Annotated in this window: 19 protein-coding genes; 11 read left to right on the forward strand and 8 right to left on the reverse strand. The window is 37.9% G+C overall.

The window, feature by feature from the left end:
* Window positions 1-39 precede the first annotated feature (39 nt).
* The 3 genes from BN1068_RS21360 to BN1068_RS21370 all read left to right on the forward strand — a co-directional run bounded on the left by BN1068_RS21360 (window position 40) and on the right by BN1068_RS21370 (window position 2,851).
* Window positions 40-1,827: a BlaR1 family beta-lactam sensor/signal transducer gene (locus BN1068_RS21360; protein ID WP_077604835.1), complete on the forward strand. Its 1,788-nt coding sequence runs from the start codon at window positions 40-42 to the stop codon at window positions 1,825-1,827.
* 16 nt (window positions 1,828-1,843) lie between these two features.
* Complete coding sequence (gene blaI / locus BN1068_RS21365) at window positions 1,844-2,230, forward strand: penicillinase repressor BlaI (protein WP_077604836.1); 387 nt, start codon at window positions 1,844-1,846, stop codon at window positions 2,228-2,230.
* A 90-nt stretch (window positions 2,231-2,320) separates the two neighbouring features.
* Window positions 2,321-2,851 carry a GNAT family N-acetyltransferase gene (locus tag BN1068_RS21370; protein ID WP_077604837.1) on the forward strand — a complete coding sequence of 177 codons (531 nt, stop codon included), beginning with the start codon at window positions 2,321-2,323 and terminating at the stop codon, window positions 2,849-2,851.
* 125 nt (window positions 2,852-2,976) lie between these two features.
* Here BN1068_RS21370 and BN1068_RS21375 read toward each other — a convergent pair whose 3' ends face one another.
* Window positions 2,977-3,627 (reverse strand): FusB/FusC family EF-G-binding protein, encoded by a 651-nt coding sequence (locus BN1068_RS21375; protein WP_077604838.1) that lies wholly within the window; start codon window positions 3,625-3,627, stop codon window positions 2,977-2,979.
* 300 nt (window positions 3,628-3,927) lie between these two features.
* Here BN1068_RS21375 and BN1068_RS21380 point away from each other — a divergent pair, with 300 nt between their 5' ends.
* Complete coding sequence (locus tag BN1068_RS21380) at window positions 3,928-4,653, forward strand: hypothetical protein (protein WP_077604839.1); 726 nt, start codon at window positions 3,928-3,930, stop codon at window positions 4,651-4,653.
* A gap of 76 nt (window positions 4,654-4,729) precedes the next feature.
* On the opposite strand, the gene BN1068_RS21385 is transcribed toward BN1068_RS21380, so the two are convergent.
* From BN1068_RS21385 to BN1068_RS23465, 3 genes are all read right to left on the reverse strand, one after another.
* Window positions 4,730-5,245: a P-loop NTPase family protein gene (locus tag BN1068_RS21385; RefSeq protein WP_077604840.1), complete on the reverse strand. Its 516-nt coding sequence runs from the start codon at window positions 5,243-5,245 to the stop codon at window positions 4,730-4,732.
* Window positions 5,246-5,318: 73 nt separating this feature from the next.
* Window positions 5,319-5,636 (reverse strand): RNHCP domain-containing protein, encoded by a 318-nt coding sequence (locus BN1068_RS21390; RefSeq protein WP_229720210.1) that lies wholly within the window; start codon window positions 5,634-5,636, stop codon window positions 5,319-5,321.
* Window positions 5,637-5,717: 81 nt separating this feature from the next.
* Entirely contained in the window at window positions 5,718-5,900 is a 183-nt protein-coding gene (locus BN1068_RS23465; RefSeq protein WP_139344907.1) for a hypothetical protein, read from the reverse strand.
* 270 nt (window positions 5,901-6,170) lie between these two features.
* Between BN1068_RS23465 and BN1068_RS21395 the strand changes: the two genes are divergently transcribed.
* The 4 genes from BN1068_RS21395 (at window position 6,171) to treR (ending at window position 10,987) form a co-directional block, all read left to right on the forward strand.
* Window positions 6,171-6,767, forward strand: coding sequence for a GNAT family N-acetyltransferase (locus tag BN1068_RS21395; RefSeq protein ID WP_217697340.1), 597 nt, complete (start codon window positions 6,171-6,173; stop codon window positions 6,765-6,767).
* Window positions 6,768-7,054: 287 nt separating this feature from the next.
* Complete coding sequence (gene treP / locus BN1068_RS21400) at window positions 7,055-8,488, forward strand: PTS system trehalose-specific EIIBC component (RefSeq protein WP_077604843.1); 1,434 nt, start codon at window positions 7,055-7,057, stop codon at window positions 8,486-8,488.
* Window positions 8,489-8,572: 84 nt separating this feature from the next.
* A complete protein-coding gene (treC, locus tag BN1068_RS21405) occupies window positions 8,573-10,258 on the forward strand; it encodes an alpha,alpha-phosphotrehalase (protein ID WP_077604844.1) in 1,686 nt (561 codons plus the stop codon).
* Between the two features lie 15 nt (window positions 10,259-10,273).
* Complete coding sequence (gene treR, locus BN1068_RS21410) at window positions 10,274-10,987, forward strand: trehalose operon repressor (RefSeq protein WP_077604845.1); 714 nt, start codon at window positions 10,274-10,276, stop codon at window positions 10,985-10,987.
* 255 nt (window positions 10,988-11,242) lie between these two features.
* On the opposite strand, the gene BN1068_RS21415 is transcribed toward treR, so the two are convergent.
* A complete protein-coding gene (locus BN1068_RS21415; protein ID WP_077604846.1) occupies window positions 11,243-11,644 on the reverse strand; it encodes a GIY-YIG nuclease family protein in 402 nt (133 codons plus the stop codon).
* Window positions 11,645-11,856: 212 nt separating this feature from the next.
* Here BN1068_RS21415 and BN1068_RS21420 point away from each other — a divergent pair, with 212 nt between their 5' ends.
* Together BN1068_RS21420 and BN1068_RS21425 are read left to right on the forward strand one after the other, a co-directional pair.
* Window positions 11,857-12,729: an Hsp33 family molecular chaperone HslO gene (locus BN1068_RS21420; RefSeq protein ID WP_077604847.1), complete on the forward strand. Its 873-nt coding sequence runs from the start codon at window positions 11,857-11,859 to the stop codon at window positions 12,727-12,729.
* Between the two features lie 4 nt (window positions 12,730-12,733).
* Window positions 12,734-13,456, forward strand: coding sequence for a MerR family transcriptional regulator (locus BN1068_RS21425; protein ID WP_077604848.1), 723 nt, complete (start codon window positions 12,734-12,736; stop codon window positions 13,454-13,456).
* Window positions 13,457-13,644: 188 nt separating this feature from the next.
* Here BN1068_RS21425 and BN1068_RS21430 read toward each other — a convergent pair whose 3' ends face one another.
* Together BN1068_RS21430 and BN1068_RS21435 are read right to left on the reverse strand one after the other, a co-directional pair.
* Entirely contained in the window at window positions 13,645-13,959 is a 315-nt protein-coding gene (locus BN1068_RS21430; RefSeq protein WP_077604849.1) for a type II toxin-antitoxin system RelE/ParE family toxin, read from the reverse strand.
* Window positions 13,949-14,212, reverse strand: coding sequence for a type II toxin-antitoxin system Phd/YefM family antitoxin (locus tag BN1068_RS21435; protein WP_077604850.1), 264 nt, complete (start codon window positions 14,210-14,212; stop codon window positions 13,949-13,951). The genes BN1068_RS21430 and BN1068_RS21435 overlap by 11 nt, the downstream gene beginning before the upstream one ends.
* 186 nt (window positions 14,213-14,398) lie before the next feature.
* Here BN1068_RS21435 and BN1068_RS21440 point away from each other — a divergent pair, with 186 nt between their 5' ends.
* The gene (locus BN1068_RS21440; protein WP_077604851.1) at window positions 14,399-14,800 is read left to right on the forward strand and encodes a group-specific protein; all 402 of its coding nucleotides are present in this window, start codon (window positions 14,399-14,401) and stop codon (window positions 14,798-14,800) included.
* Window positions 14,801-14,948: 148 nt separating this feature from the next.
* On the opposite strand, the gene BN1068_RS21445 is transcribed toward BN1068_RS21440, so the two are convergent.
* A complete protein-coding gene (locus BN1068_RS21445; RefSeq protein ID WP_077604852.1) occupies window positions 14,949-15,845 on the reverse strand; it encodes a superoxide dismutase in 897 nt (298 codons plus the stop codon).
* Window positions 15,846-15,935 lie beyond the last annotated feature (90 nt).

Consider the following 15,935-nt stretch of genomic DNA (forward strand, 5'->3'; position numbering starts at 1 on the left):
ATATATAATTACCGTAACTGAAGAATGGAGACGAAAAGCATGTTTATAACAACACTTATTACAGGCTTCATTATTTCTTCCATTACAATCGGGCTTATTTTTCTAATAAAAAAGTTATTCCCAAAACAGCTATCCGCCAAATGGCAATATAATCTATGGTATTTATTGCTTTTTGCTTTGATCATTCCTTTTATTCCCGGCCGCTTCATTCCAGCCGGGAATCTGTTTCATACATTTACAGGCAGTTCTTCTGCAGATGGAAATTCTGCTGCCATAAATAGCGCAGCGTCCGGAAGCGGAGGAACAAATTCGAATTGGATGCAGGATTTTTCCGTAACGGTAACGCAGACAAATACAGAGCTGTTAAATGGAATTGCCGCTGGGATATGGATTGCTGGAGCCCTTGTTTTCACAGGGCTTTCTATACACGCGTGGCTGAATTTAAGGAGTATTAAAAAGTCGATTTCTCACGTGGAAGATAAAGAAATTCTAGACCTTTTCCAAATATCTAAGCAGCAGTTAAATATCTCAAAAAATATCGTATTGGGAGTTTCAGATAAAGTACGTTCACCGCTGACATTCGGATTGCGTAAAACCTTTGTTGTGCTGCCGGCGAATTTTGAAGAATGGTTATCCAGAGATGACATCAAGCATATTCTTCTTCATGAATTAAATCACTATAAATATAAGGATATTCCTATCAACTATTTAATGGTTTTCTTTCAAATCATCTACTGGTTCAATCCTTTTGTCTGGATTGCCTTTAAAGAAATGCGTCTGGACCGTGAGATTGCCTGTGATCATGCTGTATTAACATCCTTAGATGATAACAGCTATAAGAAATATGGAAACACAATTATTCATTTTATCGATAAATCTCCCAGTCCTTCGTATAATAAGCTGGCTAATCAATTAAATGGCTCTAAAAAGCAGATTAAGAAACGGATTATAGAAATTGCTTCCTTTCAAGCAGACTCTAAATTACAGCATGCCAAAAGCATCGGCATCTTCCTGCTGGCCGGCCTTTTTGTAGTTACACAGATTCCGCTTGCTTCTGCGATGGCTAATGACAACAGCCGCTATACAACTTTTAATCATGAACAGACAAGCGAAGAAGATCTTAGTGCTTATTTTAAAAATTACGAGGGCAGTTTTGTTCTATACGATATGCAAAAGGATGCATATCATATCTATAATAAAGACCAGAGCACATTGCGGGTTTCTCCTGATTCTACTTATAAAATCTATAGTGCCTTATTCGGATTAGAGGAGAACGTTATAACACCGGAACAAAATAGGATTGAATGGGACGGTGTCGAACAGCCTTATGAGCAATGGAATGGAGACCAAAACTTAGAGACTGCTTTAAACCGCTCTGTTAACTGGTATTTCCAGCAAATCGATCAAGAAATAGGTCTGGACAATGTTCAATCCTATCTAAATCAAATCCATTATGGAAACCAGGATACTTCTGGCGGTTTGGAGCAATATTGGCTGGAATCCAGCTTGAAGATTTCGCCAGTGGAACAGGTGGAGCTGCTACATTCATTCTATAACAATAGCTTTGATTTTCAGGAAGAGCATATTGAAGCTGTTAAAAATGCATTGCAAATGGATGAAAATGACGGCTCTGCACTCTATGGAAAAACAGGAACAGGTAATGTGAATGGCAAGGATATAAACGGCTGGTTTATCGGTTTTGTTGAAACAGAAACAAACACGTATTTCTTTGCAACCAATATACAGGATGAGGATAATGCCTCTGGAAGTATCGCAACAGAAATAACCTTAGCTATTTTAAAGGATAAACAAATTATTGATGAATAGAACCGGGGTGATATATATGTCAGAAGGAGTACCGAGCATCTCTGAAGCAGAATGGGAAGTAATGAATGTACTATGGAAAAAAGCGCCGCAGACAGCGAATGACGTCATTTCCAATCTGCAGGGGCAAAAGGATTGGAAAGCAAAAACAGTACGGACACTTTTAGACCGGTTAGTGCACAAAGAAGTTGTTGGTGTCAATAAAGAGCAGCGTGTGTATACTTTTTATCCGCTTTATTCCCAGGATGAATGCCAGCGTGCAGAAGCGGAATCATTCATTAAGCGGATCTACGGCGGCACGGTAAAATCGATGCTTGTCCAATTTATGGAGGAAGACTCTTTATCCGAAGAGGATATTGAGGAATTAAAATCGATTTTGGATGAAAAACCGAAAAAGAAAAAATAACCTGCTCAGAGAAATGATGAAGGGACTGAATCATGCACAGAAAACAATACTTTCCAGACAGATTTCTATAAAATATTGGAGGGCAAAGTATTGAAAGAAGAGCTATTTACAAAAAGATTAATCTTACGAAAAATGCGGATATCTGATGCCGCCGCGCTATTTAATATCTGGTCAGACCCGGCTGTTGCAGCATTCATGAATATCTCTGCTTTCACAAGTGAATCGCAGACAATCGAAATGATTAACCTGCTCAATAAATTAGCTGAAAAAAATCAGGCCATCCGCTACAGTGTGCTTGATTTGAATTCAAAGCAGATTATTGGCTCCTGCGGCTTTAATGCTATCGACGCAGAAAACGCCCGGGCTGAGATTGGCTATGATATTGCGAAAGTACATTGGGGAAAGGGATATGCACCCGAATCCATTCAGGCGTTAATTGATGAAGCCTTTTCGAATTTAGAAATCAACCGGATTGAAGCGAAAGTAGAGCCGGCAAATATAAATTCGATGAAAGTATTGCAAAAACTAGGGTTTACCTTCGAAGGAACGTTGCGGCAATATGAAAAGGTGAAGAGCAATTTTGTTGATATGTATATGTACTCGCTCTTAAAAAATGATTAATTATACTAAAATCGTTCCAGGTCTGCTACAGGATCGGTTTTTCTTTAAAGTTTTTCATTTCAAAAACAGATAAGGAAAGTACGCACTCTCCTTATCTGCTTTCTTTATAAATTTCTTTAATAAATTTATTTGGTGACTCTATCCAAAAATGCTCTTACCTTCTCTATATCCGTTACATGCTGATTACACAAATGGCTGTCAGCACAGATATAATTATAGTGCTTGGTAAATGTCCCGGGAACCTCACCTTTTACAGAAGTGGTAAGACGGACAACTTCCGTATGCTGGTTGCAAAGCGCACAAATACCCTGTGTTGCCGGTAGTATAAAAGTGCCTTTCAGTGCTTTAAAGCTTTCATTTTGTTCCACTACTATATATCTCCGCAGTTTTCCAGGGTCATCCCAGGCTAAATAAGAAATTTGCTGAAAGTCGGTCTCCTCCAGATTAGGGAGCTTCAGCTTTTTTTCCTTTTTAAACAGGCTTTTTAAATTACTTGCTTCCACTGCTTTAAATGGAATAATATAGGGTTTCAGCTTTTCTAAAAAGACTTCTCCCTCTGCCCGTTCATTGATATCTATTAACGGCTGGATTATTTTTTCTTCTTCATCAGACCATGTAAAGGAGTCTATCAACTCACTTTTCACAATCCCGCGTACAGCCAGAATAACATTTTTATCCTTTGTTGTGGCCAATGCACGTATAATTTTATCTGTCTGCTGCTCTATAAAACGATAATTCGCTACTGTTAAAAACGGCTCAATTAGTTGTTTTTCCATTTGAATTCACTCCATTATATTAGGCTTTTTATTAAAACATACGGCCTAAAGAGATCATTCATTATTTATTCTGCTTTATTATACTAAAGACCTCTCAGACCAAAAGGGCGCCCAGCCTAGAGTAAGCATTACCAAAGAATGCTGCCATTTCGATTCCTCCTTAAAAAGAAAGCTACAGCCAGTATAGCACTTTTTCCAAATAAAGCTTCACGATTTATATAATTCTTAAAAAAATCTGGAACTTCAGGATTCGTTTCAGGAAAAGAAGGGAAATATATACAGTAGAAGGAGTGATACATCATGAGACTGAAAAAAACATATTTTGCAGCACCAGGTATAGCACTCTTACTTTTCCTGGGAGCGTGCCAGGGTGCTTCACAAGCAGAAACGGATACCTCACAAGAGGAATCGGATGAAGAAACTGTATCTGGTACAGAGGATGACCAGACGGAAGCAACAGAAGGCAATCAGGAAGACTCCGCAGAGGAACCGGAAAATAACAGTAACGAAGAACAACAGGCAGAAGCTGAGGATTCAAGTAATGAAGATGCCTCCTCAGAGAAAGAAAATACAGAAGCTGAAGATTCTTCCAACAGTAATATAGAAGAAACAGATTATTCCAGTGAGCAGGAAGCAATTAACGCAATTGAAAACTATGAAGAAGTTGAGCAGACAAATATAGACCTTGGTCATGGCGTCAAAGCTCTTTCAGAAGGAGCTACCGGCCACAATTATGTTTCATGGAATGAAGGAAAATGGCTGATTCGCGTAAATGCTCCGACTGACCCAGAATTAGCAACCGGAAATTATAAAGACGGTGAGGAGCTTGCCCGGGCTGTCGTAGATTATTTAGAAACAAATTATCTACCTGCGCCTGATGAGCGTGGAGTAATTGAAATTGACGATTTTGACGAACATCCCGGAACAGTCATCCGCTGGCAGAAAGGAAGCACCGTTTATGAAATTGATGAGAGTACAGGCAATCCAATAGATGCATTACAAATTGCTGTTGAAAGTGATTCTTAACCGTGAGAGACTTGCCTTTTAATATATAGAGGCAAGTCTCTTTGTTTATTCGTGTAACATAATCGCAGGCTTTTATTCATTTTTGCTTGATACTTTCCAGAAGCTGATTCAGCTCTCTCTTGCTGTATATATGTATCACCTTTTCTTCATATACCTCTATCTTTCTTTGTGCTTTTACTAAATTATTTGTATCATACGCAGCATTCCATTTTAATAACTGCACCAAGTCTCTTATATTTTCTTTTTTAGTCGGCAAAATACGAAGCTTTCTTTTTAAAAACCGGTTAATTATTCTCATTTGCCTTACGTACATATTTGTATGTAAAACAATGATTTGATCCGCTTTTTCAAAACTGGCCTCCAGCCAGGCAAAATAGACACCTTCCATAATCCAGGAATCTTGTGAAAGTATATCCTCCAGTTCCTTGTCCCTGATCGCAGGATCTTTTTTCGTTCCATAGCTTTTATTCCAAAACAAGTTATCCAGATCAGCAGCCGGAATAGCAAGAATATCTGATAACACCCTTGCCAGATAGGTTTTCCCGCTTCCCGCACCGCCGATAATATGTATTTTCTTTACTTCTTCCTGCAAATGTGTCACCTGCTTTCTGTTTCAAAAATGAATCACCTCCCTACTGTTGAAGCGTAAGGAGGCAAAGAATAATCTAATACTGATTTAATGCTTTCATGAAACGGAGAATATCATCTTCCTGAATCGTATTTACTGCTGCTTTATTACGCTGTTTTTTTCCACATTTGTTACATTCGTGAATAATTTGATAGCCCTTCTTTCCAGAATAGTCTATCTGAATTGGCCGCATGATTCCTCTACAGGTACTAAGTCTGTCTCCCGGCTCATTATCCAAATGCTTTGAATATAGGCAGAAGGGGCAATGATTGCGAAAGCTCCCGTTTGTTACTGCCGCCACACCCGCCCCGCAATGCTCACATTGAAAGGCTGTATTTTCTGTTATTCTGCTCAACGTCCTCATCCTCCAAGATAATTTTTTTATCTTTGGAGAATGGGTTCTGTTTGTTTTCCTGCTACTTGCAGTTTCAGGCTTTTAAGGAGAAGGGACAAATTCACCGTCTTGTTCTGCAAAACGATTACTTCTAGTTCCAGCTTCACAGGAGCTTATTTCATCTCCTGATCCGGACCACGATTGATTTTGTGAATTTATATCAGCCACTGTAAGACAGCCAACGCCATCTTCCATTAGTAAGTGTTCTTCCCTAATCACTGACATCGGCATCATCCCCAATTAAGGACGTTGATTCCATACTGATATGCGCAAATGACTCCTCCTCTCTTTTCAAATTTAGATTATTCTCTTTTTTTATTATAGAATGGAAGCATATCATTCACAACCTCTTCACGAAAGCTGGTTTGAATATTTATAGAATGGAGGGGTAGGTATGTTCAAGGAATATGGAGAGTTAAATACAAAATTATATGAAATTACCAAGCCTGTCGGATACTCTATGAGCGGTGACATAACTAAAGGAGTGATAGTATCTTGGAGATCCAAACAGAACGACTGATTATACGCCTGTTTACAGCTGCAGACAAGGATATTCAGGCGCTATATGAAATATTGAGCGATGAAGTCGTGAATCAATATTTGCCTTTATCCCCTCTCCAAAATATACAAGAAGCGGAAACCTATTATGCTGAAAGGGTTCTTCCCATGTATCAAAACAATGCAGGATACTACTTGGCGATTTGTCTAAAAGAAAATAATCTGCCGATTGGCTATGTGACTGTCAGCCTGGGAGAAGGACATGATTTTGGATACGCACTAAAAAAAGAATTCTGGGGAAATGGCTATGTGACAGAAGCAGGTCATGCTGTCATTGCAGAGCTAAAAGATACTGGACTCAAGTATATTACTGCAACACACGATATCCTTAACACCGCCAGCGGGAGAGTTATGCAGAAGCTGGGGATGATTTATCAATATTCTTATAAAGAACAATGGCAGCCAAAGGATATTCTCGTTACTTTCCGAATGTATCAGCTTAATTTAGATGATAAAAAAGACCGTGTCTTTAAAAAATATTGGAATATGTACGCTGAACATTTTGTAGAAGATATTTCAGATCCCGGAAGATAATCCCTTTCTAATATTGGGATTATCTTCATTTATGTCAAAAGCAGGGCATTTGAAAACATCAACATTTACCTTATCTTCGTTTATCAGTTGATACGGTCCCAGTGAATAATTAACTGTGAATTTCATATATCTGCTTCACTTAATCTATCTTTCAACATTCCATATTCATTCAATTATATCAATTCCCCATAAAACAGCTTAAAATTTTTATTGACAAACTTGTATATACAAGTTAAACTGAAAACGTTAACACTTGTATATACAAGATATGAAAAGGAGGAATGACATTGAGTAAATACACAGCTCCATCAAAAGAATTATTGGAAAAAGTCGGTGGAAGTGACAACATCTCTGTCGTGACGCATTGTGCAACCAGAATGCGATTTGTCTTAAATGATCCAGAAAAAGCAGATGTAAAAGCTATTGAAGATATCGATATTGTAAAAGGAACATTCACACAGGCTGGACAATTCCAGGTTATTATCGGAAATGAAGTCGCTTCCTTTTATAATGAATTTACGAAAATAGCTGGTGTCGGCGATACTTCTAAAGAAGATGTCAAAGAAGCAGCGAAACAAAATATGAATTTTATCCAACGGTTAATGGCGCACTTAGCAGATATTTTTACGCCGATTATCCCGGCACTTGTTGTAGGGGGACTGATTTTAGGTTTCCGGAATGTCATTGGTGAAATTGAAATGCTGGAAAATGGAACAATGACATTAGCGGCATCCTCGCAATTTTGGTCGGGATTATATGATTTTCTCTGGTTAATTGCTGAAGCTATCTTTCATTTTCTCCCTGTTGCTATTACCTGGTCTATTTCCAGAAAGATGGGAACAACGCAAGTACTCGGAATTATTTTAGGTCTTACACTCGTTTCACCACAGCTTTTAAATGCTTATGGCGTTGCAGAAGCAACAGAAATACCAGTCTGGGATTTTGGATTTTTCCAAATTGAAATGATTGGTTATCAAGCACAGGTTATCCCGGCTATTTTAGCAGGTTTCGTATTAGCTTATTTAGAAATATGGCTCCGTAAAATCATCCCGCAAGTGGTATCGATGATCTTTGTACCTTTCTTTGCATTACTTCCAGCTGTGATCATAGCTCATGTTGTGCTAGGTCCAATCGGCTGGACCATTGGTTCATGGATCTCAACTGTTGTCTATGATGGATTAACTTCGGCATTTGGGTGGTTGTTTGCTGCAGTATTTGGTTTTGCCTACGCACCACTCGTTATTACAGGTTTACATCATATGACAAATGCCATTGACTTGCAATTAATGAGCGAATTTAATGGTACAAATCTCTGGCCAATGATTGCTTTATCTAATATTGCACAGGGCTCTGCTGTTGTAGCAATGATTTACCTTAACCGAAAAGATAAGAAGGAGCAGCAGGTATCTATTCCAGCCGCTATCTCCTGTTATTTAGGAGTTACAGAACCGGCACTATTCGGTATTAATTTACGCTATTTGTTCCCATTTATCGCCGGTATGACAGGCTCTGCTGTTGCAGCAGTTATATCTGTCGGATCCGGTGTTATGGCTAACTCCATCGGTGTCGGCGGTATACCTGGAATTTTATCTATTCAATTACCACATATGCTGATGTTTGCTGTAGCTATGGTTGCAGCTATGGTGATTCCGTTTATCTTAACAATTGTTCTATCCAGAACAAAAATGGGTGTAGATGCATACAAACGCTTAGGTAAATAAAAATAAGGAGGGAGTCTATCCCTCCTCTTTCATTGATATACAACGGGAAATAATTGAAACAAAGCAGTATTTAGGAGGTTGACTATGCAAGAAAAATGGTGGCAAAAATCCGTCGTCTATCAAATTTATCCAAAAAGCTTTAATGATACGACAGGTAATGGAATGGGAGACATTAACGGAATTACAGAAAAATTGGATTATATCAAAGAACTGGGGGTCGATGTGATTTGGCTTACCCCTATTTATGTTTCTCCTCAAAATGACAATGGATATGATATTGCAGATTATTATGCCATTCAGTCGGACTACGGAACAATGGAAGACTTTGAAATAATGCTGGAAAAAGCACACAAATTAGAGTTAAAAGTGATTATGGATATCGTTGTTAATCATACATCAACCGAACATAAATGGTTCCAGGAAGCCAGGAAATCAAAAGATAATCCTTATAGAAATTATTATATTTGGAAGGATGGCAAATCTGGAGAACCGCCGACAAACTGGGAATCCAAATTCGGCGGCAATGCTTGGGAATACGATGAAACAACTGGTTCTTATTATTTACATCTCTTTGATGTTACCCAGGCTGATCTTAACTGGGAAAATGAAAAAGTCCGCAATGATGTCTATCAAATGATGAACTTTTGGCTGGATAAAGGGGTAGATGGCTTCCGGATGGATGTTATCAATTTAATTTCCAAAGACCAGCGTTTCCCAAATGATGACGGCAGTGTCGCTCCGGGAGATGGACGTAAATTCTATACAGACGGACCGCGGGTACATGAATTTCTCCATGAAATGAACCAGGAAGTGTTTAAAGGCCGTGAAACGATTACCGTTGGAGAAATGTCATCCACTTCTATGGAGGATTGTATCAAGTATTCGAATCCGGCACGCGAAGAACTGGGTATGACATTTAACTTTCATCATTTAAAGGTTGATTATCCAAATGGTAAAAAATGGACAAAAGCACCGTTTGATTTTCTTTATCTCAAACAACTGCTATCTGACTGGCAGACAGGCATGCAGGAAGGCGGCGGCTGGAATGCGTTATTCTGGTGTAATCACGATCAGCCGCGAATTGTATCCCGCTTTGGAAATGATACAACCTATCATAAGGAATCGGCAAAAATGCTGGCAACAACGATTCATATGATGCAGGGTACGCCTTATATTTATCAGGGAGAAGAGATTGGAATGACCAATGCCGGCTTTGATGATATTAGCCAGTACAGGGATGTAGAATCACTGAATATGTACAAAATAAAGAAAGCAGAAGGTTTATCCGATCAGGAAATCATTGAAATTCTTCAGGAAAAATCACGGGATAATGCAAGAACACCAATGCAATGGGATAATACAGCCAATGCCGGATTTACAGAAGGAACTCCTTGGATCGGTCTTCCTGATAATTATCAGAAAATCAATACGGAAGCTGCAACTGCTGATAAAACATCTATTTTTCACCATTACCAAAGACTAATCCAGCTTCGAAAAGAGTATCAAGTTATTACTGACGGAGAATATCAGCTCATTTTGCCCAATGACTTTGCAATTTTTGCGTATATAAGAGAAAATAAAGATACAAAACTATTAGTAGTAAACAATTTTTATGCAAAAGAAGCAAAGCTGGAGTTACCTGAATCGATTCATCGTACATTTACAGACAGTGAGATTTTACTTTCTAATTACACAGATTCTCCATCTTTAGTTTCAGATCCGATTTCACTGCGGCCGTATGAGTCTATTGTTTATTATCTAAAGAAATAAATGGAGTTAGTTGCGATGCGAAATAAGTATTTGATTATTTATCAGGAAATGGCTCAAAAAATAGAAAAAGAAACATTTAAAGCAAATGAATTCCTTCCGTCGGAAAATGAATTAGCTGAGCAATATCAGACATCACGGGAAACGATTCGGAAGGCTTTAAATCTGCTTGCCCAAAATGGGTACATTCAAAAAATCCGCGGCAAGGGATCGACGGTGATTGAACGGAATAAATTTGATTTCCCGGTATCCGGTCTGGTCAGCTTTAAAGAACTGGCTGATAAAATGGGAGAAAAGCCGATTACAACGGTTCATCAATGTGCAAAAATCAGCGCAAATGATTTTATCCAGAAGCAATTAAAGCTGGCAGAGGATCAGGAGGTTTGGGAAATCATTCGGACCCGTTCCTTCTCTGGACAGCGCATCATTTTGGACAAGGATTATTTAATAACCAAAACCGTTCAGCACATCTCTATGGATATCGCAGAAGCTTCTATTTATGACTATCTTGAAAATAAATTAGGCCTTATCATCAGCTTTGCAAAAAAAGAAATTATTGTTGAGGAACCGACAGCAGAAGATCATGAGCTATTGGATTTAGAAGGGTTTTATAATGTGGTGGTTATTAAAAACTATGTCTATTTGGATGATGCGACATTATTTCAATATACCGAATCCAGACACCGTCCAGATAAGTTCAGGTTCGTTGACTTTGCCAGGAGAGAACATTAGAAGAAGGCTGATATAAGTACTTAATTGCTTATATCAGCCTTCTTCTCTTTACAATATTCTTTTGACAGATGATTAGGGGATAACGTACTCACGTTAAAAATCAATAAAGCTGTCCATTTCCCGCTTCATACGACATTCGGGAGATCTTTTCGGATCGTGAAACCCCATCTTTTTTTCGCTTCCGCCTACGTTGCTTTCGTCTTTGGTTTTCCCATGCTGCTCTTCCTTTCCTAATTGTCGTAAACTCCTTCGTTCCTAATCTATTAACACTTTCTCCTCCGTATAAAACAAATGTGAAAAGCATCTGCAGTCCGATGAGCCAAACCCTTTTACCGGCGTTGTCCCGCCATTTTCCCGCCTCAGCCTTTCGAAAAGACCACATTCCCCTTCTATATCCGGATAAGTTTGCACAGCCTGAATTTGCAGGTAAGGACGTAAGTAATCGATATGCCAGCGCAACTTTTTATCCATCTGGATATGCCGGTCCACCCGTGCACGAATATTTCGCTTTGCGCTTCCTACGTAAACATAATAACCCTCTGGAAAATTAAATTCTCCCAGTTTGCCGATAGTAACCGCTTCTGCATCTTCCGGAAGCCATGCCTTCACGCAATAAAGTGTATCCGTTTCCCGCACAGAATAATTTACAGGCTTCATTTGTTTTGCCACCCCGATTGCTCTTGATTCCGTTTAAGAAATTTCTCAAAACGTTCTTCGCTTCCTATTTGTTATTATTATATCTTAAAAAATCAGCTGACAAAATGATCAACGTCTAATATACAATTTCCCTTCAAAATCTTTTTATAAATTTAAACTTGAACCTTACGTCACGTAATGTTTTATCCTATTATTAGAAGGGAGCAGATAAAATGACGAATGAAATTATCAGAGCACTTGTTTTAGATAAAAGTATCCGTTTATACTTTACGGACAATACAAAAGTTCTACAAGAAATCATGGAATTAAGTAAAATAAAGGATAAGGTCTGTTATTTGGCACTAGCTAAATCTGTTTCCATTATGAGCCTGCTTTCTGTAACCTTAAAGACTAACGAGCGAATCAGTGCTGTTATTACATTGACTAATCAAAAGCAAAAAATTTATGCAGATACAGATGCAGCAGGAAATGTACGCGGCTATGTTAATCAAGCACTGTTAGAAGCGCACCAGCAGCAAAATTCAGATCAATCTCTTCAGGAATTTATCGGTCCAAATGCTTCTATACGGATGATGAAGGGATTTGAAATGAACCAATTCACAGGGATTACAGATATGTCTTATCAAAATATGGATGACGATTTTGCATATTATTTTAAACAGAGTGAGCAGACAGACACTATGCTTCAAACAAACATGGAATTTGATAATAATCACTTTCTTATCAAAAGCTATGGAATCTATGCTCAGGCACTTCCCGGGACAAAAGAAGGTTCATTAGAGTATGTCCGGGAGCAATTTGCAGCAGAGAATCTTGCTCCTCTGCTGCTTGAAATGAATGATGCAGAAATAGAAAAAGAGTTAAATCAGCGCTTTAATAACTCAAAGGTAATGGAACGAAAATCGATACAATTTACCTGCCACTGCTCGAAGGAAATGTTTTATGGCTTTCTATTTTCGTTATCTGATGAAGAATTGCAAAAAGCTATCGACTTAAATATCTCTATCGATACAAAATGTCATATTTGCGGCAGACAATATACTTTCAGTCCTTCTGAAATAAAAACACTTTTACAAACGAGGTGAGTACATGCAAAATTACTGGACTACCGGTCAATTAGCCACTCTTACAGGTCTGTCCATCCGCACACTGAGATATTACGATCAAATCGGCTTATTTTCACCTTCACTTTATACAGAAGCAGGACATCGGCGCTATACCGGGGAGGATATGCAGCTGTTGTTACAAATTCTTGTATTGAAAAAAATGCATTTGCCTCTGGAGGAGATAAAAGAGATTATTCGTACAAGCAGCCAGGATATGCTGGGTACACTGGATCAGCAGATTAATCGGGTTAAATCAGAGATAACTATGCAGCAAAAGCTGTTACAGCAGCTGGAGCAGACCAGGATGGAAGCTGTTAAATCAGAGCGTATTTCCGTTGAAGGTCTAACCTCACTCTTTGAGTTAATCCAGTTCAATCATTCCAGTTATTTTACAGAGGAACAGCTTCAAAAAATGAGAGAGTACTACCTCAATACAAGTGATACAGCTTTAAAACTAGGGAAAAAACAATTTAAGGATCTTTTAAAAGCATTAAAAGACAGTAAGGAAAAACAAATTCCTCCACAAGATCCGTCTGTGCAGGAGTTAGCAAAAAAGTGGCAGGGATTAACGAATATTTTTTCAGATGGAGATAATGGAATCACTAAGAATGCTGAAAAATTCTATGCTGAGAATCCCCAGCCTGCACTGCATTATGGCTTGGATAGTACGTTATATAAGTATATTCAGGAGGCCTTGGAAGAATAAAAGAAAAGAAACAAGTATGACAGTTCACTGCAGTAAATATCTATTTATATTAGAAAACTTGGTTGTCACCAAGCTTTTTAGGTGACAGCCTTAGTTACACTTATGCAGTAATAAAGTTTATACTTTCTTAACTGTTAAAAAAGGCTAACATATGAAATCCAGTTTGAGTTAGCCTTTATCTAAAATTATTAAATTAAATCATTATACTTCTGGGCACCATATAAAACACGCATAACAAATACACTTTTGTCCTTAATTAAATAAAAAACAATATAATTCTCAACAATAAGTTTACGATAACCTTTATCCTTTAATATATCATCTGCTACTAACTCACACGAAAATGGAAATATACCTAACCTTTTAATTTTAAGTTCTATCTTATTTATTAATTTATCCGCAGCATCTTGATTGTACAAATTTCCAGATATATACTTGTAAATTTCATCCAAATCTTTTACAGCTTTCGGAGCTATCTTAACTATATATTTATTATTTTCCATACTTCTCTTTCAACTTTTCAAATACTTGTTCAGCTTCTAAAAAACTTTCCTCATGATTCAGCTGTTTTTCTGCTTGCGCCAATTTTTCGTATAGATCCAGCTTTGCTAATGATTTTTCATAAGTCTCCAAGCTCATCAGAACCATGTCGCCATAACCATTTTTTGTGATAAAAATTGGTTCCTCTAACTGATGGCATAATTCAGATATTTCCATTGTATTTCTTAAATCTTTTATAGGTCGAATTTCAGGCATTATACTCCCTCCTTTTTTATATAATAACATAATTATGTCCTAATTATGTTATTATATGCATTTTCCCAAGAAGATTCCTTCAATAATTTCTTTTTACTGAAAGTTTGCAACATCTATACAACTAACCTGATTTAATCTATAATTTAAATTTAGGTCATACTTTATACATATGAAAGAAGGAAAAATATGAAATACTACGCAGCTTCCAGCTTTCGAAATATAAGCAATGTCAGGTTACTTACTTCCGCATTAAACGAAAAAGGCTTTACCCAAACTTATGATTGGACAAAAAATCAACACGCAGCTACTATCAAGGATTTAGCAGATATAGGAGAAAAAGAAAAACAAGCGGTTCAAGACTCTGACTTCCTTGTTGTATTAAGTCCGGCAGGCAAGGGAAGTCATATCGAATTAGGGATTGCTTTAGGGCAAGGTAAACCAATTTATCTACACTCTGAAAACAATGATATTTTAGATTTTGAAACCACCAGTACCTTCTATCATTTAGATGGTGTTAAAATGTTTGTTGGAGAACTGCCAGCTTTTATCGATTTTATATTATCCGAACAAGATATTTCTAATTATTAAGTACTTCTTTTCCATTAAAAAATGGCTTCCCTCTACTTGAAGCCATTTTTTGAATAAATATTATTAAAGCATACCGCAGATGTATCCTCCCATTATTTACGGTTAAGATACTGCTCCCTTTTGAGAGCATGCTAATACGTTTGCTTAATTAAAAAGGCTGCCATTTTAATTGTTTTGCTTTATTATAGCGATTTTCCACCTCTGTCCAATTCACGATATTCCACCAATTGTCTACATAGTCTTCTTTCACATTCTCATATTGCAGATAATAGGCGTGCTCCCATACATCGAGAACGAGAAGAGGAACTACATCCCATTGACTTAAGTTTTGATGCTTCTCCGCCTGCAGAATTTCCAGACGCCTTGCCCGCGGCGACCATACTAAGATAGCCCAGCCTCCGCCCTCTACATGGTTCGCTGCTTCTGTAAAATGTGCTTTAAACTGATCATAGCTGCCAAAGGACTGCTCGATTTCACTCATTAAATCTCCTGTTGGCTCACCGCCTCCATCCGGGCTCATCACCTTCCAGAATATCGTGTGAAGATAATGTCCTGCACCATTAAATGCAGCTTCTCTTTCCCAATGTTTAATCAGATCATAATTGTTATCCCAACGTGCCTGCTGCATTTCCAGTTCTGCTTTATTCAAACCGTCTACATAGCTCTGATGATGCTTATCATGATGAAGCTCCATAATTCTTCGTTCGATATAAGGCTCTAAAGCATCATAGCTGTAAGGTAATGGCGGAAGGGTATGCCCGCCAATCGGAACAACTCTTTCACGATTGCCTTCTGCGCGGCTCTCCTTCATGCTCTCTTCCAGATAAGAATTTAACTGTGTATATAAATCTTCGGCGCGCTTGTAAGCATCCTCCTCTTCTGCAATTTGATTATTGGAAAGCTCTTCTTGAAATTGATTTAAATTATCCCTCCACTCCTGCAATGCTTCCCCGCCAGTATTTCCTCTAAGATGTTCACTTGATTCCCGATACGTTTGCAAAATTTCTTCACACCATTGTTTTATTGAATTAAGGTATTGTGACAACGATAAATCCTCCCTAAAATTAGTCGTTAATACTATATGCAAGAGATAGGTGGGCTGATAATATTTTTAATAGGAACAAATGATTAAACA

The organism is Oceanobacillus sojae (assembly GCF_900162665.1).
Taxonomy (GTDB): Bacteria; Bacillota; Bacilli; order Bacillales; family Amphibacillaceae; genus Oceanobacillus; species Oceanobacillus sojae_A.

Coding starts and splice junctions, on each gene's coding strand:
- treR (WP_077604845.1), top strand. CDS start 10,274: ATGCGAAATAAGTATTTGATTATTTATCAGGAAATGGCTCAAAAAATA.
- blaI (WP_077604836.1), top strand. CDS start 1,844: ATGTCAGAAGGAGTACCGAGCATCTCTGAAGCAGAATGGGAAGTAATG.
- treC (WP_077604844.1), top strand. CDS start 8,573: ATGCAAGAAAAATGGTGGCAAAAATCCGTCGTCTATCAAATTTATCCA.
- BN1068_RS21375 (WP_077604838.1), bottom strand. CDS start 3,627: ATGGAAAAACAACTAATTGAGCCGTTTTTAACAGTAGCGAATTATCGT.
- BN1068_RS21415 (WP_077604846.1), bottom strand. CDS start 11,644: ATGAAGCCTGTAAATTATTCTGTGCGGGAAACGGATACACTTTATTGC.
- BN1068_RS21360 (WP_077604835.1), top strand. CDS start 40: ATGTTTATAACAACACTTATTACAGGCTTCATTATTTCTTCCATTACA.
- BN1068_RS21420 (WP_077604847.1), top strand. CDS start 11,857: ATGACGAATGAAATTATCAGAGCACTTGTTTTAGATAAAAGTATCCGT.
- BN1068_RS21425 (WP_077604848.1), top strand. CDS start 12,734: ATGCAAAATTACTGGACTACCGGTCAATTAGCCACTCTTACAGGTCTG.
- BN1068_RS21440 (WP_077604851.1), top strand. CDS start 14,399: ATGAAATACTACGCAGCTTCCAGCTTTCGAAATATAAGCAATGTCAGG.
- BN1068_RS23465 (WP_139344907.1), bottom strand. CDS start 5,900: ATGTCAGTGATTAGGGAAGAACACTTACTAATGGAAGATGGCGTTGGC.
- BN1068_RS21380 (WP_077604839.1), top strand. CDS start 3,928: ATGAGACTGAAAAAAACATATTTTGCAGCACCAGGTATAGCACTCTTA.
- BN1068_RS21435 (WP_077604850.1), bottom strand. CDS start 14,212: ATGCCTGAAATTCGACCTATAAAAGATTTAAGAAATACAATGGAAATA.
- BN1068_RS21430 (WP_077604849.1), bottom strand. CDS start 13,959: ATGGAAAATAATAAATATATAGTTAAGATAGCTCCGAAAGCTGTAAAA.